The sequence below is a fragment of the Mesorhizobium sp. B2-3-12 genome, assembly GCF_006442205.1.
Classification (GTDB): domain Bacteria; phylum Pseudomonadota; class Alphaproteobacteria; order Rhizobiales; family Rhizobiaceae; genus Mesorhizobium.
The window spans coordinates 966890-987878 of record NZ_VFVR01000001.1; the positions used below are offsets into that span (position 1 = coordinate 966890).

Sequence of the window (20989 nt, forward strand, 5' to 3'; positions counted from 1 at the left end):
GCGCCATGCTCTCCAGGAAATTTCTTCGCCGTTCAGCCATCACGGCAGCCTCCCTGGCGGGGTTCGCGGCAATCGCCACCGCCGCCCTCTGGGAACTCGACCGCGCCTTCCCGCCCCCCTTGCCAGCCGAACTCACCGTCTCCACCGAAGTCCAGGACCGCGACGGCCAGTTGTTGCGCGCCTTCGCGACACCCGACGGCTACTGGCGGCTCGAAACCCGGCTCGACCAGGTCGACAAGCAGTTCGTCGACATGCTGGTCACCTATGAGGACAAGCGCTTCTGGGACCATGAGGGCGTCGACGTGCTGGCGCTGGCGCGCGCCGCCGGCCAGTTCGCCACCAGCGGCCATATCGTTTCCGGCGGCTCGACCCTGTCGATGCAGCTTGCCCGCCTGATCGAGCCGCGCGAAAGCCGCAGCCTCGGCTCCAAGATCAAGCAGATGCTGCGCGCCATCCAGATCGAGCGGCGGCTGTCGAAGCGCGAGATCCTCGAACGCTATCTGACGCTGGCGCCCTATGGCGGCAATCTGGAAGGCGTGCGCGCCGCTTCGCTCGCCTATTTTGGCAAGGAGCCGAAACGGCTCACCGTCTCGGAAGCCGCCCTTCTCGTGGCGCTGCCCCAACTGCCGGAAAAGCGCCGGCCCGACCGCAACCTCAAGATCGCTCACGCAGCGCGCGACCGTGTGCTGAGCCGCATGGTCTCATCGGGCCTGATCGGTGAGCGCGAGGCGGCACGCGCCGCACTCGACGATGTGTCGGGCCTGCGGCGCACCTTGCCGGCGCTCGCCCCGCATGCCTCTTACGCGATGCTGCCCAAGGCCGTCCCCGGCCAGCCGCTCAAGCTGACGATCCGCAAAAGCGTCCAGCAAGGACTGGAACAGGTCGCGCGTGACGCCGCCACCCGGCTCGGGCCGCGTCTGTCCGTCGCCATGGTGCTGGCCGACGCCCGCACCGGCGACATTCTGGGCGAAGTCGGCTCGGCCAATTTCTTCGATTCCAGCCGTTCCGGCTGGATCGACATGACCAAGGTCGTGCGTTCGCCCGGCTCGACGTTGAAGCCGTTCATCTACGGCCTCGCCTTCGAGCAGGGCTTGGTGGCGCAGGAAACGCTGATCGAGGACAGCCCGGTCGATTTCGGCGGCTATCGGCCGAAGAACTTCGACATGGGCTATCAGGGCGATGTCTCGATCCGCCAGGCGTTGCAACTGTCGCTCAACGTGCCGGCGATCCGCGTGCTCGACGCGGTCGGCCCGGCGCGGCTGACGGCGCGCTTCCGCCAGGCCGGCGTCAACCCGATCCTGCCGGTCAACCAGGCTCCGGGTCTGGCCATCGGCCTCGGCGGCGTCGGCGTCACGCTGCGCGATCTCGTCCAGCTCTATACGGGGCTCGCCAATGGCGGCAAGACGCACTCGCTGCGCGACGGCACCGAGCCGGCCAATGCCGTGAGTTCGACCACCACCATTCTCAACGACCAGGCCAACTGGCAGATCATCGACATTCTCTCGGGGGTAAAGCCGCCCGAAGGCGCCTTGCAACGCGGCATCGCCTACAAGACCGGCACCTCCTACGGCTACCGGGACGCCTGGTCGGTGGGCTTCGACGGCCGCTATGTGCTGGGCGTCTGGGTCGGCCGGCCCGATGCCGGCGCGGTGCCGGGCCTCTCCGGCTATGTCTCGGCCGCCCCGATCCTGTTCGAGGGCTTCGTCCGCTCGGGGCTGGCGACCGTGCCGCTGCCGGGCAAACCGCCCGGCACCTTCACCCCCAGGCGGGAGGAGCTGCCGGTGACGCTTGCCCGCTTCGGCGCCGGCGCGGATGGCCTGGTGCAGGCGACGCCGACCGAACCCGCGCCGACCATCATCTTCCCGCCGGACGGCGCCCGCGTCGATCTCGCCACCAACTCGGCCGACGCCTCGCCGCTGGTGCTGAAGCTGCAAGGCGGCCGCGCGCCGTTCCGCTGGCTGGCCAACGGCAAACCCCTCATCGGCCTCGACCGCCGCCGCACCGCGACCTGGCAGCCCGACGGCGCCGGTTACTCGACGCTGACCGTCATCGACGCCGCGGGACGGGCGGCGAGTGTGAAAGTGTTCGTTGAATAGTCTGCATCAAGGGATTCAGGAGACTGGCCTTTCGAGGTCGGGGGATAAGGGATAAATTGCCTGATGTCCGGTGCGAGGCGCCCCCCTCTGGCCTGCCGGCCATCTCCCCCTCAAGGGGGGAGATCGGATGGCCCGGCCGCTTTCGCCAATGACCAACGGCGGCGCGCGACGCAAAAGCTGCCAATCTCCCCCCTTGAGGGGGAGATGCCCGGCAGGGCAGAGGGGGGCGTGCCACGCCATACCTTACGCAGCATAGCCGCCGTTTTAGCGACTTTCTTCGTAACTCTTCCCGCCTCGGCCGATCCCCTTCCCGCCGGCTTCGTCCGCCTTTCCGATATCGCCCCTTCTATCCGCCAAGACATTCGCTACGCCATCTCCGACAATTTCCTGCACCGCAAGGTGAACGGCTACGACGCGCCGGTCTGCATTCTCACCCGCCAGGCGGCCGAGGCGCTTTCCAGCGTCCAGACGGCGATCGCCGCCAAGGGTCTGACGCTGGTCGTCTTCGACTGCTACCGCCCTGCCCGCGCCGTTGCCGACATGGGCGACTGGACGGTCGCGGGCGGACCGCCGGATCCGCAATGGTATCCGAAGGTCAAGCGCGGCGAGCTGGTCACCCAAGGCTACGTCGCCCGGCAGTCGGCCCATTCACGTGGCTCGACCGTCGATGTCGCCATCGCAGGGACCGATGGTCCGCCCAGGTCGAAGCCGGCCTGTGGCGCCATCGATGCCGATACGCTCGATTTCGGCACCGGCTTCGATTGTTTCGACCCGACGAGCCAGACGGCGCACCGCCCGCTCGGCGCGGAAGCGGCGGCAAACCGCAAGCTCCTTGGCGATGCGATGGGTGCCCAAGGCTTCAGGAACTACGCGCGCGAATGGTGGCATTTTACGCTGGCCCACGAGCCATTTCAAAAGCAGCGCTTCGATTTCCCTGTGACCGCCGAGTAAACCAGCCCAAAGCGATCTTGCCCCGCAACCGCGCACCTCTAAATAGGTCGGACGGCGGGCCGATTCCGCGCGGAACGGTCGCAAGGAAACTATTTCCCATTGCCGCGACAAATCGCCGAAGAATTTCTTCAGAAAGCCAAAAAAGACAACATTCGATGCATCTTATTTCTATCAATTTGCTAGATTTGGCGCGGGTTCAACGGAGGCAGAAATGACCAAACCTCATTTCAAGAAACTGCTCGGCGCGCTGGTCGTCACATCGGTTCTATCAGGCACGCTCGGTTTCGCGTTCGCCGACACCACCATTCTCAACGTGTCCTACGATCCGACACGCGAACTCTATAAAGCCTATGACGAGGCCTTCGCAGCGCACTGGAAGGCGGAGACCGGCGAGACGGTCACCATCCAGCAGTCGCATGGCGGATCGGGTGCCCAGGCCCGCGCCGTGATCGATGGTCTCGACGCCGATGTGGTGACGCTGGCGCTCGAAGGCGACATCAACGCCATCGTCTCGAAATCGAAGAAGATCAATCCCGACTGGCGCAAGAAGTTCGAAAACAATTCAGCGCCTTACACCTCGACCATCATCTTCCTGGTCCGCAAGGGCAATCCCAAGGGCATTCACGACTGGAGCGATCTGGTCAAGGACGGCGTCCAGGTGATCACGCCCAACCCAAAGACTTCGGGCGGCGCACGCTGGAACTACCTCGCCGCCTGGGCCTATGCCAACGCCAATGATGGCGGCGACGAAGCCAAGAACAAGGAATTCGTGGGCAAGCTCTACGCCAACGCCCCGGTTCTCGACACCGGTGCCCGTGGCTCTACCGTGACCTTCGCGCAAAAGGGCATCGGCGACGTGCTGATCGGCTGGGAAAATGATGCCTATCTGGCACTCGACGAATTCGGCGCAGACAATTTCGAGATCGTCTATCCCCCGACCTCGATCCTGGCCGAGCCGCCGGTGGCGATTGTCGATGCCAATGTCGATGCCAAGGGCACGCGCAAGGTGGCCGAAGCCTATCTCGGCTGGCTCTATTCCAAGGAAGCGCAAACGATCATCGCCAAGAACCACTATCGTCCGGCCAAGCCCGAACTGGTGGACGCGGCTGATATTCCCAAGACGCCCGATATCAAGCTGATCTCCATCGACGATCCGCTTTTCGGCGGCTGGAAGAAGGCACAGCCTTATCATTTCGGTGACGGTGGTATATTCGACCAGATCTACAAGCCGGCCCAGTGAGCAAGATCTAGATCAGGACGACATGACCACAGCACCCGCGCAGGCGGGGTGGCGATTCAAGCAGCCGAGCGTCATTCCGGGTTTCGGATTGACGCTCGGCTTCTCGCTTGCCTACCTCACCCTCATCATCCTCATCCCGCTTTCCGGGCTGATCTGGCGCTCGGCCGCCCTCGGCTGGACCGATTTCTGGGCTATCGCCACCGATCGCCGCACGCTCAACGCGCTGGAAATCAGCTTCGGCACCGCCTTCATCGCCGCGGTCGTCAATGTCGTTTTCGGCACCCTGGTCGCCTGGGTGCTGGTACGCTACCGCTTCCCCGGCCGTCGCATCGTCGATGCCATGGTCGACCTACCCTTCGCGCTGCCGACGGCGGTGGCCGGCATCGCGTTGACCACGCTCTACGCGCCCAATGGCTGGATCGGCAAGCTGCTGATGCCGCTCGGGCTCAAGGTCGCCTATACGCCGCTCGGCATCGTCATCGCCCTGGTTTTCATCGGCCTGCCCTTCGTCGTGCGCACCGTGCAGCCGATCATGGAGGAGATCGACAAGGAAGTTGAGGAAGCAGCCGCCACGCTCGGCGCCAGCCGCTTCCAGATCATCACCCGCGTGCTCTTTCCCGGCCTGGCGCCGGCCATCATCACCGGCTTCTCGCTTGCCTTCGCGCGCGGCGTCGGCGAATACGGCTCTGTCATCTTCATCGCTGGCAACCTGCCCTACAAATCCGAGATCGCGCCGCTTCTGATCGTCATCCGGCTCGAGGAATACAATTACCCCGCGGCGACCGCGATCGCGGCAATCATGCTGGCGCTCTCGTTCGTCATGCTGCTGGTCGTCAACCTCGTGCAGACATGGAGCCGCAAGCGCTATGGCTGACCCCGAGATCAAATCCTACGAACCGTATCACGAGAGCCGCTCGGCGGCGGTGACCGAAAGCCGGCCGGCGCAGGCCGTGCTGATGGCCATCGCTTTCGCTTTCCTCGGCATCTTCCTGCTCTTGCCGCTGATCATCGTCTTCCACGAGGCGCTGGCGAAAGGCGTCGGCGCCTATACGCAAGCACTGGGCGAACCGGACGCACGCTCGGCTATCCGCCTGACTCTGCTTGTCGCGGCGATCTCGGTGCCTCTCAATGTCGTCTTCGGCATCTCCGCCGCCTGGGCGATCGCCAAGTTCGAGTTCAAGGGCAAGGCGTTTCTGACCACGCTGATCGATCTACCCTTCTCGGTCTCGCCCGTCATTTCGGGTCTGGTCTACGTGCTGCTGTTCGGCGCCCAGGGGCTGCTCGGCGAGTGGCTGAAGGGACACGGCATCCAGATCCTGTTCGCCGTGCCGGGCATCGTGCTTGCCACCGTTTTCGTCACTTTCCCCTTCGTTGCCCGCGAACTGATCCCGCTGATGCAGGAACAGGGCAATGGTGACGAGGAAGCCGCCCTTTCGCTCGGCGCCAATGGCTGGCAGACCTTCTGGTATGTGACCTTGCCCAACGTCAAATGGGGGCTGCTCTACGGCGTGCTTCTGTGCAATGCGCGCGCCATGGGCGAATTCGGCGCGGTTTCGGTGGTGTCGGGCCATATCAGGGGCTTGACCAACACCATGCCGCTGCATGTCGAAATCCTCTACAACGAGTACAATGCCGTCGGCGCTTTTGCCGTCGCCTCGTTGCTTGCCGGGCTGGCGCTCGTCACCCTGGTCTTGAAAACACTGCTCGAGATGCGCTACGGCGCCGAACTCGCCGCGACGCGCGGACATTGACTAAATGCATGTCGCCCAAAAGTGGGCTCCGGTTTTGGGACAACGACATGCATCACCAACTGAGGGATTTGTATGGAAGTTCGCGTTGCCAATGTGCGCAAGGAATTCGAGCGGTTTCCCGCGCTCCACGACGTCTCGCTGGACATCAAGTCGGGCGAGCTGATCGCGCTGCTAGGGCCGTCCGGTTCCGGCAAGACGACCCTGCTCAGGCTGATCGCCGGGCTGGAGCGGCCGACGCGTGGAAAAATCTTCTTTGGTGACGAGGACGCTTCGCAGAAATCGATCCAGGAGCGCAATGTCGGCTTCGTCTTCCAGCACTACGCGCTGTTCCGCCATATGACGGTGGTTGACAATATCGGCTTCGGCCTCAAGGTCCGGCACGGACCGTCGCGGCCGCCGGCACAGGAAATCCGCCGCCGCGCCTCGGAGCTTCTCGACCTTGTCCAATTGTCGGGTCTGGAGAAACGCTATCCGGCGCAGCTTTCGGGCGGCCAGCGCCAGCGCGTGGCGCTCGCCCGCGCCATGGCCATCGAACCCAAGGTGCTGCTGCTCGACGAGCCGTTCGGCGCACTCGACGCGCAGGTGCGCCGCGAACTGCGCCGCTGGCTGCGCGAAATCCATGACGCTACCGGCCACACCACCGTCTTCGTCACCCACGATCAGGAAGAGGCGCTGGAACTGGCGGACCGCGTCGTGGTGATGAGCCAGGGCCGCATCGAGCAGGTCGGCACCGCCGACGACATCTATGACACGCCGAACTCGCCTTTCGTCTACGGCTTCATCGGCGAATCGAGCGCCCTTCCGGTCAAGATCGAGAATGGCGAGATCTGGCTGGCCGACCGTCCGATCGGATTGCAGGCTCCGCATGCGCCTCCGGGCGATGCGACGCTGTACTTCCGTCCGCATGATGTCGAGTTGCTCGACGGCTGCAGCGGCTGCATCGCCGGCACCGTCGCCGCCAGCCGCCGCGTCGCCGGCACACGGCGCGTCGAGCTCGAAATCGGCGGCGAACGCAAGCGCGTCGAGATTGAGCTACCGGTCGATCATCCGGCCGCGCAGAAGAGCCGCGTGGCGTTCCGCCCGGGGCGCTGGAAGCTGTTCCCGGCTGCGTAGCGGTAGGACTGCCGCCAATTTCATCCTGGCCGAGGGCGGCCGCCTACCCTTTCACCAGGCCTTTCAACGACAGCACCAATGTCATGGGATTTTTCGGGGAAGCCGCAAAGCCATAGCGCTCATAAAAGGCTTTCGCTTCGTCCGATATGGCATGAACAAAAATTCCGCGTATCCCGAGGATCGTCGCGGCTTGACCGGCGCGCAGGACGGCATCTTGCAGAAGCGCAGCACCCAGTCCCTTCCCTTGCCAGCCTGCGTCGACCGCCAGACGCCCGAGCACGACCATTGGAATGGGATCCGGCATGTTGCGCCGAACAATGCCCGGCGCTTCCGCCAGATCAAGCCCGCCCGAAGACAGGCAGTAGTAGCCGACAACGCGTACGCCTTCCGCCACCACATAAGTACGAGATGCGCCACTGACCTGGTTGGCGCGCGCGCGACGGCGAAGCCATTGGTCGAGACTTTCGGTTCCGCTTTGGAAAAGTTCGAGATCGTGGTTCTCGGCCAGCGGCGTGGGCGCCGACAGCATCAGTCCTGCCATGGCTTGGGCACGTTCATAAGACGTGCAAAACCTTCCCCGCTTGGCGGTTCATCGAGGATGTCGAGATAGTGCCGGTAACTCTCTGCATCCACCTTGATCAGTGTTTGGTCGAGGAGCGTGTCCTCGGCCGCGCGATAGGCGGCATCGATCATGAAATCGGAACGGGTTTTCCCGCGCAGCTTCGCGGCACGGTCAATCAGCATGCGCATATCCTCTCGAATGCGCAGATTGACAGGCTTGGCGTGGGTTTCGGCTGCGGCTTTCACCATGGAGTGCTCCTTTGCTCCACCATAACATGCTGCATACACATTGTGTATCTATTTTTCCTTCCATGGAAAAAGGCTGATGTGAACCGAGCTCAAATATGATGCCGCTCAAAAGAAAAACCTAGGATCAGCCTGTTTGGGAAACGGTTTTCTAGCAACGAGTGCCAAGCCCTGAATCTATGCCTCGCCGCCCCTTTGTACCCCCGCTATGCTCGAACAATAAAGCATTACATCCGGAGCCTTTTCATGAAGCGATTTTTCCTTGGCGTTGCCGCCGCCGCCGGTCTCCTCCTCGCATCCTCCCAAGCCTGGTCGGCCGACAAGCTGCTGAACGCTTCCTATGACGTCGGCCGCGAACTGTTCGTGCAGGTCAACAAGGCCTTCATCGCAGGGCATCCGGGTGTCACCATCGACCAGTCGCATGCCGGCACTTCGGCGCAGGCGCGTGCCATCGCCGAAGGCCTCGGCGCCGACGTCGTCACCTTCAACCAGGTCACCGACGTCGATTTCCTGGTCAAGAAGGGCCTCGTTTCCGCCGACTGGCAGAAGGATTTTCCCGACAACGCCTCGCCCTTCTATTCGCTGCCGTCCTTCCTCGTGCGCGCCGGCAACCCAAAGCACATCAAGGACTGGAACGATCTGGTGCGCGACGACGTGCAGGTGATCTTCCCCAACCCGAAAACCTCGGGCAATGCGCGCTACACCTACCTGGCGGCCACCGCCTACGCCAAGGAAGCCTTCAAGGGCGACGACGCCAAGGTGAAGGAATTCATCACCAAGCTGTTCAACAACGTGCCGATCTTCGACACCGGCGGGCGCGCCGCGACCACCACCTTCGTGCAGCGCGAGATCGGCGATGTGCTGATCACCTTCGAATCCGAGACGCGCGGCATCCGCAAGGAATATGGCGACGACAAGTTCGAGCAGGTCACGCCTTCGGTCAGCCTTCTGGCGGAATTCCCGGTGGCGATCGTCGACAAGGTCGCCGACGAGCACGGCACGCGCGATCTGGCCAAGAGCTATCTCGACTTCCTCTATACAGCCGAGGGCCAGGGCATCGCCGCTGAGAACGGCCTGCGCGCACGCGACGCGGCTGTCGCCGCCAAATACAAGGCGGATTTTCCCGATGTGCGCCTGCTGACGGTGGAAGACGTCTTCGGTGGCTGGGACAAAGTCCAAAAAGAGCATTTCGCCGCCGGCGGCCTGCTCGACCAGGCTTATGGCAGCCGCTGAAGTCTCCGCGGCCAGATAGGAAGATCAGGAAAGCCGGCCCCGGCCGGCTTTCCTCGTTTATGCAGGTCGATACGGCAAATCCGGCGCCCTTCGTGCAAAACGTTACAAAGAATCAACGCGCTGTGCCTAACATGCCTTCGAGTGGCTGTTTTTCGCGGAACGGCGGCGTGCGAAGGCAAGACCGTCATCATTTGCACACAAACAGCCGCCAGATGCGGAGTGGTTGGGGCTTAAACGGGTTGATCAGGGCATGCTGACGAAAAAGGGCAAATACGGCCTCAAGGCCCTCGTGCATCTTTCCAATCTTCCGGTTGGCCAATTGGCCTTCGTCAACGGCATCGCCGTCGCCAACAACATCCCGAAGAAATTCCTCGATGCGATCCTCGGCGAATTGCGCAACGCCGGCTTCGTCCAGAGCCGCAAGGGCAAGGAAGGTGGCTATCGCCTCGCCCGCCCCGCCTCGGAGATCAAGATCGGCCATGTCGTGCGGGTGCTCGACGGTCCGCTGGCACCGATACCTTGCGCCAGCCGCACGCAATACCAGCGCTGCGAGGATTGCGACGAAGCGACCTGCCAGGTCCGTCACATGATGCTCGAGGTGCGCCAGGCGATCGCCGAGGTGCTGGACAACCGCAGCCTCGCCGCCATGCGCGATGCCGACAATGACGATTTTCCGGTCGAGTTGACGTCCCAGATCTAGAGCCGGATGAATGAGGCTGTCGAGATTTACGAAATCCCGAAAAGCCGCCCGCAAGCAGCCATCGGCAGCCAGCTTTCGCACCGAGATCATCGCCGACGTCTTTGTCCCCGAATATGCCGAGGACGTGCGCTTCTTCAGCCGCAAGGTGGTCAATCCCGGCAGGCTGCGCCGGTTCTCCACCAGGGATCTTCGCGAAAGTCTGGTTGCCCTCTTCTATCTCGCCGTCGCGGCAGCGCTGCCTGTGCGCTGCTGGGCGCCGATCTGCGGTTGGGCGTCCAGGTTTCGTCTGAAGCGCCATATGCGCAAGGAATTTCCAGGCTATGCCGCCGCGACGCGCGCGGTGCTCGGCGACGGCGTCGATGCGCGCAAGCTGTTCGAGGCATTGCTCGCGGCCCGCCATCGCCGCCGCATGCAGCTTGCCGCGCATCTGGTCGCCCGCCGCTGGGCGCCGACGATCCGGTTGGAAGGGCTCGACGGTTTGCAGGCCGCCTTGCAGCGCGGCCATGGCGCGATCCTGTGGTGCGATCAGTTCACCGCCCAGACGATGATCGGCAAGCGCGCCATATACGAGGCCGGCATCGAGGCGCATCAGGTCAGCGTCGACACGCATGGCGTGTCCGAGACGGCTTTCGGCCTGCGCTTCCTCAACCCGCCAATGGTCCATGTCGAGAACCGGTTCCTGAAAAGCCGGATCGTCTTCGACCGCGACGACGCCTATCAGGTCACCATCCGCATCCAGAAGATGCTGAAGCAGAATGGCGTCGTGATGATGACCAACACCATCCACGCCGGCTCGACCTTCACCGAAACCGCTCTTGGCGAAAGCGGCTGGACGCACCTTGCCTCGGCACCGGCGAACTTCGCCGCCCGAGGCAAGACGGCCCTGTTTGCCATGTCGACCTTCGAGATGGTGCCGTTCCGGCAATACCGGGCCATCCTGAGCCCCGAACTTGTGCCAGCGGTCACGGCAGTGGACACGACCAGGGACGGAGCCAAGAACGGGGCCAAGAACATAGCCCTGCAGGCGCGCTACGCCCTGCTCAAACGCGACCGCCTGATGCAAGCGCTGAAACAGTGCCCCGAGCAGATGATGTCCTGGTCACGCCATGAGCGGTTGACGCAAGCTCAGGACAGTATCGGTATCGGTGCTGAAGAAGGCTCATGACCAGCGCATCGAGCGCATTGCGTCGGCGACGAGTTCGTCGACCGGCCGCGTCGCGTCGAGCGTCAACGCCCGTTCATCGGCCTCCGGCGGCTCCAGGATGGCGAACTGGCTGTCGACCAGGCTTGCCGGCATGAAATGGCCCTTGCGGTTGCCGACGCGCCGCCGCGCGGTTGCCGGATCGATCTCCAGATAGAGGAAGACGATGTCAGGGCAAAAGCCGCGCAGGCGCTCGCGATAGCCGCGCTTCAGCGCCGAGCAGGCGGCGACCACGCCTTGCACCTTGCCGGCCGACGCCGCGATCTGCTTGCCGATCGCATCGAGCCAGCCTTCGCGCAGTTGGTCGGTGAGCGGCTCACCACGTGCCATGCGGGCGACGTTTTCCGGTGGATGCAGCCTGTCGCCCTCGATGAAGAGGGCGTCCAGCGCGGCGGCCAGCGCGATACCGACGGCTGACTTGCCGCAGCCGGCGACGCCCATCACCACGATGGCCGGAGGCACCGAGCCGGGAGCGCCAGCCGGCGCCCGCGCTGCCCTTTCGTCCATGGTCAGCGGCTCGCCGGGGCGCGGCCGTAAAGCAGCAGCATGGCGACGATGACGACGCCATAGATGATCTGCCGCCCCGCCTCCGGCATCTGCATGACCGACAGGATGGATTGCAGCAGCGTGATCAGGATCACGCCGGCAACCGTGCCGAGATAGGAGCCGCGCCCGCCCAGGATCGAGGTGCCGCCGAGCACGACGGCTGCGATCGACGGCAGCAGGTAGGCGTCGCCCATCGATTGCGCCGCCTTGGAGGCGTAGCCGGCCAGCAGCACGCCGCCGAAGGCGGAGAGACCGCCGGACACGGCGAAGGCGATCATCACCACGCGCCGCGTGTCGACGCCGGAGAGATAGGCGGCGCGCTCGCGGTTGCCGATGCCATAGACCGCGCGGCCAAAACCGCTGCGGGTCAGCACGAACACCATCGCGGCCCCGATCAGCGCCCAGATGATGACCGCGTTGGGAACGCCCGGAATGGTGAAGCCGGTGGCCAGATAGCGCATGGCGCCGGTGGCCGAATCCTGTGGCGAGAAGCCGCCGGTGTAGACCACCATCAGCCCTTGCGCGACGGCGTTGGTGGCCAGCGTGATGATCATCGAGGGAATGCGCAGATAGGCGACGCCGATGCCGTTGACGACACCGATCAGCACACCGCAGAAGATGCCGAACGGGATCGCCAGCGCCACGCCGGCCTGACCATAGGCGGCCGCCGCGCAAGCCATCATCGCGCCCGCCGCCACCGACCACGGCACCGACAGGTCGATCTGGCCGAGCAGGATGACCAGCATCATGCCGGTGGCGATGACGCCGAGGAACGAGGCCACCTTGAGCTGCTGCAAGAGATATTCAGGCGACAGGAAGCTGCGCGAATAGAGGCTGCCGACCAACAGCAGCACCACGATGCAGGCAAAGGCCGTCAACACCGCCGGATCGGCTCGGCGGATGAATTTCGGCATGCGGCCGGCAATGCCGCTGTCGCTCTTCCCAACCATCGGCGTCGTCTCGCTCACAGGAACCACTCCAGCCGGTTGCGGACCCGAAACAAAGCGAAGGCGCCGAGGCTGACGGCGACCAGCAGGATAACGCCCTGGAATAGCGGCTGCCAGAGCGGATCGAAATCGAACACGAACAACAGGTCGCCGATGGTGCGGAAGGCGAGCGCGCCGAAGATCGCACCGATGGCGCTGCCCTTGCCGCCGAACAGCGACACACCACCCAGCACGACCGCCGCGATCGAGAACAGCGTGTAGGAGTTGCCGCTGGCATAGGCAGCCTCGCCCGTATAGGTGAAGAAGGTGAGGAACAGCCCGCCGATCGCCGCCAGCAGCCCGGCCAGCGTGTAGGCGGCGAACTTGCCGCGCCTTATCGGCACGCCGGACATATAGGCCGCCGTTTCCGAAGAGCCCGCCGCGTAGGCGGCGCGGCCAAGGACGGAGCGGCTGAACGGCACCCAGATCACCAGCACGATGGCGAGCAGCACCACCAGGCTCGCCGGCACGAAGCCGAACACGCGGCCGGTCAGCGCATCGGCAAGATCCTCATTGACCGAACCGCCCGGGAAGGGCCGCAGCAGAAGCCCGATGCCGTAATAGACGGCCCCGGTGGCAATGGTGGCGACGATCGGCTGCAGCCGTCCATAGATGACGATGGCGCCGTTGATGGCGCCGCACAGAAGGCCCGCCGCCAGCACGGCGATGACGCCGAGCGTGGTCTGCATCGGCGTGCCCACCACCAGCCAGGAGGCCAGGCAGTTGGTGAGCAGGAAGATCATGCCGACGGACAGGTCGATGCCGGAGGTTATCACGACCAGCGTCTGCGCCATGGCGACGAAGGCAAGCAGCACGCCCTTGTTCGCGGCCGTCTGCACGACATTGGCGGTGAAGCCCGCCGGATGGTTCGACGTGTAGATGACGAACATGACGATGAAGATGCCGAGCGCCAGCAGCGTTCCGCGCTGCTCGGCCAGCCAGTAGCGCCAATCTTTCACAGGCTTGCTCCCAGGCCCACCGGGCTCTCCTCGCCATGGATGTTAAGCGCGCTCGATATCAGCGCCCGCTCGGTGATTTCGGCGCCGACCAGTTCGCGCTTGACCGCGCCGTCATAGAGCACCAGCACGCGGTCGCAGCAGCCGATCAGCTCGTCATAGTCCGTCGAATAGAACAGGATCGCCGCGCCGGCGTCCGCCAGCTTGCGCATCAGTTGGTAGATTTCCTGCTTGGTGCCGACATCGATGCCGCGCGTCGGATCGTTGAGCAGGATGATGCGCGGCTGGCGCATCAGCCATTTGGCGATCACCACCTTCTGCTGGTTGCCGCCCGACAGCGCGCCGACCGGGATATCGAGACCGCCCGTCTTGATCGCCAGCAGGCCGACCATGTCGTCGATCAGCCGTTGTTCGGCGGCACGGTCGATGATGCCGCCTTTCGACAGCCGGTCGAGCGCGGCGAAGGACAGGTTTTCGCGCACCGTCATCGGCAGCATCAGTCCTTCGGTCTTGCGGTCCTCCGGGATGAGCGCCATGCCGATGCCATCCTCGCGGGCCGCCGCAGGGCTGGTGATCGTTACCGGCTTGCCGTCGATCAGCACCTCGCCCGAAAGGCCGCGCAGCACGCCGAAGAAAGCAAGCAGCAATTCGCGCTGGCCCTGGCCATCGAGCCCACCGAGGCCAACCACCTCGCCTGCCCTGACGGTCAGCGAGATGTCGTGCAGCCGGTCGGCCCAGGACAGCCTGCGCGCCTCGAGCCTGGGGGCGGCGCCGGCCGGGGCCGCAGGCGGCTTGGGCGGAAAAATATGGCTGTACTCGCGGCCGATCATCAGTTCGACCACCTCATTGTCGCTCTTCGAGCCGGCCTTGTAGCTGGCGACATTGCGGCCATTGCGGAACACCGTGCACTGGTCGGCGAGTTCGGCGATCTCGTTCATGCGGTGCGAGATGTAGAGCAGCGCCAGCCCTTCCGAGCGCAGCCGCTTCAGCACGCCGAAGATCTTCGAAACGTCCGCCGCCGTCAGCGCCGATGTCGCCTCGTCGAGAATGAGGATGCGCGGCTTGCGCGCCAGGGCCTTGGCGATCTCGACCATCTGCCGCCGCGACAGCGGCAGGTCCTTGACCAGCGCCAGTGGATGGATGTCGCCGGCACCCGCGCGGGCCAGCGCGTCCTCCGCGATGCGCCGCTGCGCCTTGCGGTCGATCATGCCGAAGCGTTTGGGCGGATCCGAAATGACGATGTTGTCGGCGACGCTGAGTTCGGGGATCAGCGACAGTTCCTGGAAGATGCAGACGATGCCGGCCTTGTTCGCCGCACCCGGCGACGCGAAGGCCACCTCGCGCCCGTCCAGCATCATGTGGCCCTCGTCGGGCGCCACGACACCGGCCATGACCTTGATCAGCGTCGACTTGCCGGCGCCGTTTTCTCCGAGAATGGCATGGATGCTGCCGGCCTCGACCGTCAGTTCGGCCTTTTCCAGCGCCCGCACGCCGCCATAGCGCTTGGAAATGCCTTCCATGCGAAAGAGTGGAGCCGCACCGTCCATCAACCCTCCAGGGTGATTGTGGGATTGCAGGCTGGCGCCGCGGACCAGGCCACGGCGCCAGACGATAGAAGCGACTACTGGTTTTCCTTGGTCTGCCCCATGATTTCCTGGGCGCTGAAATTGATGCCGCAGGTCGGGAAGGAGTTGCCGACGAAGAAATTGTCGGACTCCTTGGGGAAGTAATCCGTGCCTTCCTTCATATCCGGATCCGTGGCGACGGCCAGAGGCAGCTTCACCTCCTGCGGCACCACCTCGCCTTCGAGTGCCGCGATCGCCGTCTTGATGGCGACGGCGACCTGGGCCGGACCCGAGCCGGCGGAGGTGCATTTCAGGCCATCGGCCGAATGCGCCGCGCAGAACTTGCGGAAGCCGTTTTCGGTCTCGCCGCCGAACGGCACGAACGGATGCTTGGCGTCCATCATCGCCTGCACGATGCCGGTGTCGCCGCCCTGGCCGGTGATGCCGTCGAACGGACCGTTGGTGGCGATCGCATCGGCGGTCACTTTCTGCGCCACGCCGTCATCCCACTTGCCGGCGACTTCGGTCACGTCCCACTTCTTGCCCGAGGCGTCGAACACCTCATGGATGCCGTTGTGGCGATCGGTGTCGACGGAGGTGCCGGCGACGCCGCGCACTTCCAGGATCTTGCCGCCGTTCGGGATCTTCTCGACCAGCCATTTGGCCCACAATTCGCCAAGTCCCTTCTGGTCGACATTGACGTTGATGGCGTCCTTGGTATCCAGGATGTTGTCGAAGGCGACCAGCACGATCCCGGCTTCCTTGGCGCGCTTGATGACCGGACCGAAGGCGGTCGGGTTCTGCGCATCGGTGACGATGGCGTCATAGCCGGAATCGATGAAGTTGTTGATCGCGGAGATCTGCGCCGGCACGTCCTCGCCGGTCGAGACGACCTTGAATTCCTTGATCTTTGCCTTCACGTCGGGCTGCGACGCATAGGCCTTGGCCGTCTGCACCATCTGGATGCGCCAGGTGTTGGCGATATAGCCATTGGCGAAGGCGATGCGGTACGGGCCTTCCTTCTTGGGGAATTTGAAGAACTTGGTGTCCGCGCTCCAGGGCGCGAAGCAGTCGGCCTGGGCGGCGGGGCCGGAGACGATCTCCGGGCCGGCGGCCATGGCGGCCGAGTTGAGCATGACGAAGGCGCTGGCGGCAACGATGCCACCGACAAGTGACTTGATCATCGATAATCCTCCCGATTGCAGTTCCGATTTGTCGGTTCAGTTTTATGCAATTTCGAGCTTCCGGCTGACACCTTCCGCCTTGCGCGGTCAGGCCTGCCTGATGCCGAAGACCTTCCTGAATCCCTCCCCTTGCAGGCTCCTTCGGTCGGGGAAAAGCTATCATATTATACATAATAAACAAGCATGAGCTGTTGCTTATGTATAATAAACAAGTTCACCATTTCGGTGACGAAGCCTCCCAGGGAAAAATGGTAGCGCTACCATGACGTTGTGTAAAGCGCCATTCGCGGGTGTTCTCGAAACCGTGTTCAACGTGCCGTGCTCTCGCGGCGCTTGAGCTCGAAGCCGAGGTCGACGACACGCTCCCGCGGCCGATCACCGGAGATTGCCGCCAGCGCCATCGCCACCGCGCGCCTGCCGATTTCATAGCGGTGAGTGCGGATGCTGGTGATCGAGGGAAAGGCCACCTGCATCATGTCGAGATCGTTGAAGCCGACAATGCCGATGGTCTTCGGCACGTCGATCGAGGCGCGATGGCATTCGAACAGCACGCCGAGCGCGATGTCGTCATTGTTGCAGAACACGCCGTCCAGCGTCGGCATCTTGGCCAGGGCATCGCGGAACAGCTCGCGGCCAAGCGGCACGCTGGAAAGCACCGGCGTGGTTGTGATCAGGCGTGGGTCCGAAAGGCCGGCCTTCTCCATCGCCACCCGGTAGCCGGCGAGGCGCCGCTGCGAGCGCGGGTCCATGCGCGCACCGATGAAACCGATCCGGCGATACCCCGCCTCGATCAGGTGCTCGGTCGCCGTCCTGCCGCCGTCGAGATGCGAGAAGCCGACCATCATGTCGACGGGATCGGGCCCGGTCTCCATCACCTGGACCACCGGGCAACCGGCATTCTCCAACAGTTTTCGCGAGGTGGGTGTCTGGTCGATGCCGGCAACGATCAGCGCTGCCGGCCGCTGGGAGCCAAACAGCTGCAGCAGCCGCTCTTCCTCAAGTCCGGAATAGTGCGTGTTGCCGAGCTGGATGCGGAACGGGCTGTCCGACAAGCTGTCATAGATGCCACGCACCACCTCGGCGAATACGTTGTTGGTCAGCGACGGCACCAGCACGCCGAATACTTCCGCCCGCGCCGACGCCAGCGCCCGAGCATTGGGGTCCGGCACATAGCCGAGCTCGTCGACGGCGGCCTGGATCTGACGGCGCAGCTCCTCTGAAACGCGCGCCGGGTCGCGCAGCGCGCGTGAAACGGTGATGGCGCCGACGCCGGCCTTGCGCGCCACATCCGACAGGGTCGGGCGGCCGCCGCCCCGGCGCGAACGTGGCTTGATCAAGGCCTCGCCCCGTGCGCATGGCCATCGAGGCGCGTCCGCAATGCGATCTTTCCAGCTGTCGCCATCTCACCGGCCTGTTGCCGCACCCATCGGCCCCTGGCGTCGCGCAGTGACTGCCTGTTGTCAAGGCGAGCCACCGAGTGGCAGTGCCTGGCCTTCCTCAGGCGGCGACGGCAGCGCTCTGCCTTGCCTTCCACATAAACAGCCCGATCGCCAGTATGTTCAAGAGGTTCCAGGCGATGCCGTTGAGGAACGCGGCGGCATACGAGCCCGTCAGGTCGTAGATCCAGCCCGACATCCAGCCGCCGATCGCCATGCCGAAAATCGTCGCCATCATGACGATACCGATGCGCTGGCCGGCCTCCTTGGCGGGCAGGTATTCGCGCACGATGATCGCGTAGCAAGGCACGATGCCGCCCTGCGACAGGCCGAAGACCAGCGACACGACATAGAGCGAGGCGAGCCCGTCGAACGGGATATAGAACAGCAGTGACAGGCATTGCAGCACCGAGCCGATGAGCAAGGTTTTGACACCGCCGATGCGGTCGGCGACAAAGCCCGACGCAAGCCGGCTGACGACGCCCGCCGCCATCATGATCGACAGCATGTCGGCGCCATGCGCCATGCCGTAGCCAAGGTCCATGCAATAGGCGACGATATGCACTTGCGGCATCGACATCGCCACGCAGCAGCCGAGGCCGGCAACGACCAGCAGCGCCTGCATTGCCGCCGGCGACATCGGCATCGGCTGCACGGACCTGCTCCCGGGCGAGCCGGCGGTCGCCGCCGCTGGCGCGCCCCGCCGCAGCAACAGCACCAGCGGCACCATGGTGACCAAGCAGAAAACGCCGATTGCCGCATAGGTGAAGCGCCAGCCTTCCGCCTTCATCAGCGTTGGCATGATGGTCGGCCAGATCGCGCCGGCAAGATAGTTGCCCGCGGCCGCCGCCGTTACGGCGACGCCGCGGCGGCGGTTGAACCAGTGCGAGATGTCGGCGATCAGCGGCCCGAAGATCACCGAGGTGCCGACGCCGATCAGCACTCCCTGGGCAAGGGTGAATTGCAGGATCGATGTCGACAGCGCGGCGAGCAGCAGGCCGGCGGAGAGCGCGACCGAAGAGATCAGCGCCGGAACCCAGTAGCCCATGCGGTCGATGGCGCGGCCAACCAGCACATTGCCGGCGGCAAAGCCCACCATGGTCGCGGTGTAGGGCATGGAGGCTGCGGCGCGGTCGACGCCGAACTCGGCCTGTACCGCCGGCAGCACCACGACAACGGCCCACATGCCGACCGCGCCGATCGTCGCCAGCAGCATCGAGATGGCCAGGCGCATCCAGGCGTAGGAACTGTCGATACCGGGACCGGGCCGGCTCAAGTCTCTTCGGGTCAAAGGCGTTTCCTGTCGGCGGCTTCAGCCGCTGCTGTTTTGGCCACTATCGACGCATTCTCGGCGCACAGCAGCGCCACAGCGGGCAAATCCGTGGCTCCAGGCCGACAAGGATGCGGGAACCGACCCCAATATGCGGAGTTTCCAATCAACAACCGCAAAGGAGTCCAGCCATGACCGCCACCAAGCAGAAATGGTCGGCCGAGGTGACCGAGCACAGCGATGCGATGGATCTCGAGGAGCACGTCTTCGAATCCGACGACGCCAGGAAGATCGCCGCCTCGCTCAAGCGGTCGGCCGAACACAGCCACCGCCGCAAGGCCGAGCCGTTCCAGTCCGCCATGTCGATGCTGAATTTCTACATCAACCGGGCCGGCAAGAACCTGCCCGCGGCGCGCAAGAAGGTCCTCGAGGACGCCAAGGACGAACTGCGCGAAGCATTCGGGCGGCCAAAGGAGGATTAGCCGCCCTCGCCCGCCAATGGCTCCTGAACAGAGCGCCTATTGCTTGATATCTGGTTCGACGAGCTTGGCCAGGTTGCGCAACGATTCCTGCCAGCCGAGATAGCAGGCTTCCGCGGGAATGACGTCCGGAATGCCGGCCTGGATGATGTTCACTTCGGTGCCCACCGACACTTTCTTCAACGTCACGGTCACCTCGATCTCGCCGGGCAAATTGGGATCGTCGAACCTGTCGGTGTAGCGCAGGAGTTCTCCTGGAACGAGCTCGACATATTCGCCGCCGAACGAGTGGCTGTCGCTCGTGGTGAAGTTGCGGAACGACATCTTGAACGTGCCGCCGACCTTACCCTCGAAATGATGAACCGTGCAGGTGAAGCCGTTCGGCGGAAGCCATTTGGCAAGGGCGTCGGCTTCGAGAAACGCGCGGTAGACCTTCTCCGGGCTGGTGGTCAGAACGCGATGCAGACGAACGGTGCTGGGCATGTCGATACTCCTTCGTGGTTCCTCTTCGATATCCCAAGGACGCGTGCCACACGGCCGATCCGACACCGGCGTTTGAATTTTTTGACGGTGACGGCCCCGAATTGCGTCGAGCCTGCAGGGCGGGAACACCAGCGCCGATTGGCCGTGTCGCGGAAATCTAGCGCGAACGGATGACGTTGTCGGTATTGGCCAAGAGCTTGCGCACGGCATTGCGCGCCGCGTCCGGCCGCTGCAGGCGGATGTTCTTTTCGATTGCCTCGTGCATCTTCTGAGCGAGCTGCAAATCGTCGAGTTCCCGGGTCGTGTAGGCAAACAGGTGATCGAAGGCGGACTCGATCAGCACGCCGAGCGGCACCAGCAGGTCATTGCCGGAAGCACGCAGGATTGCGAGATGGAAGCGGGTGTCGGCGCGGGTCCGTTCCTGCAAGCTTTTCGCCTCGCCCATCTCCCGGCAGGCCTCGCTGATCTCCGCCATCTGCTCGTCGGTCCGCCGCATGGCGGCGAAGGCGGTCGCTTCCGGTTCGATGATGTGGCGGAACTCCTGCACCGTCTTCAGGAACACCTCTCGGTCGGGCGACGTCGCGTACCAGGCCAGCACATCGCGATCGAGCAGGTTCCAGCGCTCCTTCGGCTCGACCCAGCTGCCGATCTTGGGGCGCGATGCCAACAGGCTCTTGGCCATCAGCATCTTGATCGCCTCGCGCACCGCCGATCGGCTGACGCTGAAGGTCTCCGACCATTTGGCTTCATTGGGCAGGATGGTGCCGGGCGGATAGTCGCCGCGCACGATCCTCAGTCCAATCTCGCTGGCCAGCGAGGTGTGCACGCTGGAGCCGGGAATGCGCGCCGCGTCGGGCCGGCGAACACCGGCCTGGCGCTCGGCGGCCCCAGCCTTTCCAGGCGATTTTTCCTTGTTCGGCTTCGCGTCCCGCATGGACTCCAGAGAGGCCGGTTTAAGGAAGCTGTCAAGCGCGGCGCGGACCTTGGGCGGC

Annotated in this window: 21 protein-coding genes; 10 read left to right on the forward strand and 11 right to left on the reverse strand. The window is 64.2% G+C overall.

Features of this window, described 5'->3' with window-relative positions:
- Window positions 1–5 precede the first annotated feature (5 nt).
- The 6 genes from pbpC to FJ948_RS04675 all read left to right on the forward strand — a co-directional run bounded on the left by pbpC (window position 6) and on the right by FJ948_RS04675 (window position 7151).
- Window positions 6–2096, forward strand: coding sequence for a penicillin-binding protein 1C (gene pbpC / locus FJ948_RS04645; RefSeq protein ID WP_246677448.1), 2091 nt, complete (start codon window positions 6–8; stop codon window positions 2094–2096).
- Between the two features lie 228 nt (window positions 2097–2324).
- A complete protein-coding gene (locus FJ948_RS04655; RefSeq protein ID WP_246677449.1) occupies window positions 2325–3047 on the forward strand; it encodes a M15 family metallopeptidase in 723 nt (240 codons plus the stop codon).
- Window positions 3048–3258: 211 nt separating this feature from the next.
- Entirely contained in the window at window positions 3259–4287 is a 1029-nt protein-coding gene (locus FJ948_RS04660) for a sulfate ABC transporter substrate-binding protein (protein ID WP_140701994.1), read from the forward strand.
- A 22-nt stretch (window positions 4288–4309) separates the two neighbouring features.
- Window positions 4310–5161 carry a sulfate ABC transporter permease subunit CysT gene (cysT, locus tag FJ948_RS04665; protein WP_140701995.1) on the forward strand — a complete coding sequence of 284 codons (852 nt, stop codon included), beginning with the start codon at window positions 4310–4312 and terminating at the stop codon, window positions 5159–5161.
- Window positions 5154–6038, forward strand: coding sequence for a sulfate ABC transporter permease subunit CysW (cysW, locus tag FJ948_RS04670; RefSeq protein WP_140701996.1), 885 nt, complete (start codon window positions 5154–5156; stop codon window positions 6036–6038). Before cysT ends, cysW begins: the two co-directional genes overlap by 8 nt.
- A gap of 72 nt (window positions 6039–6110) precedes the next feature.
- Window positions 6111–7151 (forward strand): sulfate/molybdate ABC transporter ATP-binding protein, encoded by a 1041-nt coding sequence (locus tag FJ948_RS04675; protein ID WP_140701997.1) that lies wholly within the window; start codon window positions 6111–6113, stop codon window positions 7149–7151.
- A gap of 43 nt (window positions 7152–7194) precedes the next feature.
- Here FJ948_RS04675 and FJ948_RS04680 read toward each other — a convergent pair whose 3' ends face one another.
- Both FJ948_RS04680 and FJ948_RS04685 read right to left on the reverse strand, forming a co-directional pair.
- Complete coding sequence (locus FJ948_RS04680) at window positions 7195–7680, reverse strand: GNAT family N-acetyltransferase (protein WP_140702254.1); 486 nt, start codon at window positions 7678–7680, stop codon at window positions 7195–7197.
- A complete protein-coding gene (locus FJ948_RS04685; protein ID WP_140701998.1) occupies window positions 7680–7961 on the reverse strand; it encodes a DUF1778 domain-containing protein in 282 nt (93 codons plus the stop codon). Before FJ948_RS04685 ends, FJ948_RS04680 begins: the two co-directional genes overlap by 1 nt.
- Before the next feature lie 243 nt (window positions 7962–8204).
- On the opposite strand from FJ948_RS04685, the gene FJ948_RS04690 reads away from it, so the two are divergent.
- The 3 genes from FJ948_RS04690 to FJ948_RS04700 all read left to right on the forward strand — a co-directional run bounded on the left by FJ948_RS04690 (window position 8205) and on the right by FJ948_RS04700 (window position 11056).
- Complete coding sequence (locus FJ948_RS04690; protein ID WP_140701999.1) at window positions 8205–9191, forward strand: sulfate ABC transporter substrate-binding protein; 987 nt, start codon at window positions 8205–8207, stop codon at window positions 9189–9191.
- Window positions 9192–9441: 250 nt separating this feature from the next.
- Window positions 9442–9891, forward strand: coding sequence for an Rrf2 family transcriptional regulator (locus tag FJ948_RS04695; RefSeq protein ID WP_140702000.1), 450 nt, complete (start codon window positions 9442–9444; stop codon window positions 9889–9891).
- A gap of 10 nt (window positions 9892–9901) precedes the next feature.
- Window positions 9902–11056, forward strand: coding sequence for a hypothetical protein (locus FJ948_RS04700; protein ID WP_140702001.1), 1155 nt, complete (start codon window positions 9902–9904; stop codon window positions 11054–11056).
- On the opposite strand, the gene FJ948_RS04705 is transcribed toward FJ948_RS04700, so the two are convergent.
- The 7 genes from FJ948_RS04705 to FJ948_RS04735 form a co-directional block, all read right to left on the reverse strand.
- Window positions 11051–11599: a gluconokinase gene (locus FJ948_RS04705; RefSeq protein WP_140702002.1), complete on the reverse strand. Its 549-nt coding sequence runs from the start codon at window positions 11597–11599 to the stop codon at window positions 11051–11053. The two genes, FJ948_RS04700 and FJ948_RS04705, sit on opposite strands and share 6 nt — an antisense overlap.
- Before the next feature lie 2 nt (window positions 11600–11601).
- Entirely contained in the window at window positions 11602–12606 is a 1005-nt protein-coding gene (locus FJ948_RS04710; RefSeq protein WP_181173552.1) for an ABC transporter permease, read from the reverse strand.
- Window positions 12603–13583 (reverse strand): ABC transporter permease, encoded by a 981-nt coding sequence (locus tag FJ948_RS04715; RefSeq protein WP_140702003.1) that lies wholly within the window; start codon window positions 13581–13583, stop codon window positions 12603–12605. The genes FJ948_RS04710 and FJ948_RS04715 overlap by 4 nt, the downstream gene beginning before the upstream one ends.
- Window positions 13580–15127, reverse strand: coding sequence for a sugar ABC transporter ATP-binding protein (locus FJ948_RS04720; RefSeq protein ID WP_140702004.1), 1548 nt, complete (start codon window positions 15125–15127; stop codon window positions 13580–13582). The genes FJ948_RS04715 and FJ948_RS04720 overlap by 4 nt, the downstream gene beginning before the upstream one ends.
- Window positions 15128–15201: 74 nt before the next feature.
- On the reverse strand, window positions 15202–16329 hold the full coding sequence (locus FJ948_RS04725) for a sugar ABC transporter substrate-binding protein (RefSeq protein WP_140702005.1): 1128 nt from the start codon (window positions 16327–16329) through the stop codon (window positions 15202–15204).
- Between the two features lie 308 nt (window positions 16330–16637).
- Complete coding sequence (locus FJ948_RS04730) at window positions 16638–17666, reverse strand: LacI family DNA-binding transcriptional regulator (RefSeq protein ID WP_140702006.1); 1029 nt, start codon at window positions 17664–17666, stop codon at window positions 16638–16640.
- Between the two features lie 160 nt (window positions 17667–17826).
- Complete coding sequence (locus tag FJ948_RS04735; RefSeq protein WP_140702007.1) at window positions 17827–19056, reverse strand: MFS transporter; 1230 nt, start codon at window positions 19054–19056, stop codon at window positions 17827–17829.
- A 170-nt stretch (window positions 19057–19226) separates the two neighbouring features.
- Between FJ948_RS04735 and FJ948_RS04740 the strand changes: the two genes are divergently transcribed.
- The gene (locus tag FJ948_RS04740) at window positions 19227–19517 is read left to right on the forward strand and encodes a DUF3175 domain-containing protein (RefSeq protein ID WP_181173553.1); all 291 of its coding nucleotides are present in this window, start codon (window positions 19227–19229) and stop codon (window positions 19515–19517) included.
- 36 nt (window positions 19518–19553) lie between these two features.
- On the opposite strand, the gene FJ948_RS04745 is transcribed toward FJ948_RS04740, so the two are convergent.
- Window positions 19554–19997 (reverse strand): SRPBCC family protein, encoded by a 444-nt coding sequence (locus FJ948_RS04745; RefSeq protein WP_140702009.1) that lies wholly within the window; start codon window positions 19995–19997, stop codon window positions 19554–19556.
- Between the two features lie 157 nt (window positions 19998–20154).
- A complete protein-coding gene (locus FJ948_RS04750) occupies window positions 20155–20931 on the reverse strand; it encodes a FadR/GntR family transcriptional regulator (protein ID WP_140702010.1) in 777 nt (258 codons plus the stop codon).
- Window positions 20932–20989 lie beyond the last annotated feature (58 nt).

Bases quoted from the DNA above. Each gene is read 5' to 3' on its own strand.
- FJ948_RS04725 (WP_140702005.1), bottom strand. From the start codon at position 16,329: ATGATCAAGTCACTTGTCGGTGGCATCGTTGCCGCCAGCGCCTTCGTC.
- FJ948_RS04745 (WP_140702009.1), bottom strand. From the start codon at position 19,997: ATGCCCAGCACCGTTCGTCTGCATCGCGTTCTGACCACCAGCCCGGAG.
- FJ948_RS04690 (WP_140701999.1), top strand. From the start codon at position 8,205: ATGAAGCGATTTTTCCTTGGCGTTGCCGCCGCCGCCGGTCTCCTCCTC.
- FJ948_RS04705 (WP_140702002.1), bottom strand. From the start codon at position 11,599: ATGGACGAAAGGGCAGCGCGGGCGCCGGCTGGCGCTCCCGGCTCGGTG.
- FJ948_RS04700 (WP_140702001.1), top strand. From the start codon at position 9,902: ATGAGGCTGTCGAGATTTACGAAATCCCGAAAAGCCGCCCGCAAGCAG.
- cysT (WP_140701995.1), top strand. From the start codon at position 4,310: ATGACCACAGCACCCGCGCAGGCGGGGTGGCGATTCAAGCAGCCGAGC.
- cysW (WP_140701996.1), top strand. From the start codon at position 5,154: ATGGCTGACCCCGAGATCAAATCCTACGAACCGTATCACGAGAGCCGC.
- FJ948_RS04680 (WP_140702254.1), bottom strand. From the start codon at position 7,680: ATGCTGTCGGCGCCCACGCCGCTGGCCGAGAACCACGATCTCGAACTT.
- FJ948_RS04740 (WP_181173553.1), top strand. From the start codon at position 19,227: ATGACCGCCACCAAGCAGAAATGGTCGGCCGAGGTGACCGAGCACAGC.
- FJ948_RS04660 (WP_140701994.1), top strand. From the start codon at position 3,259: ATGACCAAACCTCATTTCAAGAAACTGCTCGGCGCGCTGGTCGTCACA.
- FJ948_RS04685 (WP_140701998.1), bottom strand. From the start codon at position 7,961: ATGGTGAAAGCCGCAGCCGAAACCCACGCCAAGCCTGTCAATCTGCGC.
- FJ948_RS04675 (WP_140701997.1), top strand. From the start codon at position 6,111: ATGGAAGTTCGCGTTGCCAATGTGCGCAAGGAATTCGAGCGGTTTCCC.
- pbpC (WP_246677448.1), top strand. From the start codon at position 6: ATGCTCTCCAGGAAATTTCTTCGCCGTTCAGCCATCACGGCAGCCTCC.
- FJ948_RS04750 (WP_140702010.1), bottom strand. From the start codon at position 20,931: ATGCGGGACGCGAAGCCGAACAAGGAAAAATCGCCTGGAAAGGCTGGG.
- FJ948_RS04695 (WP_140702000.1), top strand. From the start codon at position 9,442: ATGCTGACGAAAAAGGGCAAATACGGCCTCAAGGCCCTCGTGCATCTT.
- FJ948_RS04720 (WP_140702004.1), bottom strand. From the start codon at position 15,127: ATGGACGGTGCGGCTCCACTCTTTCGCATGGAAGGCATTTCCAAGCGC.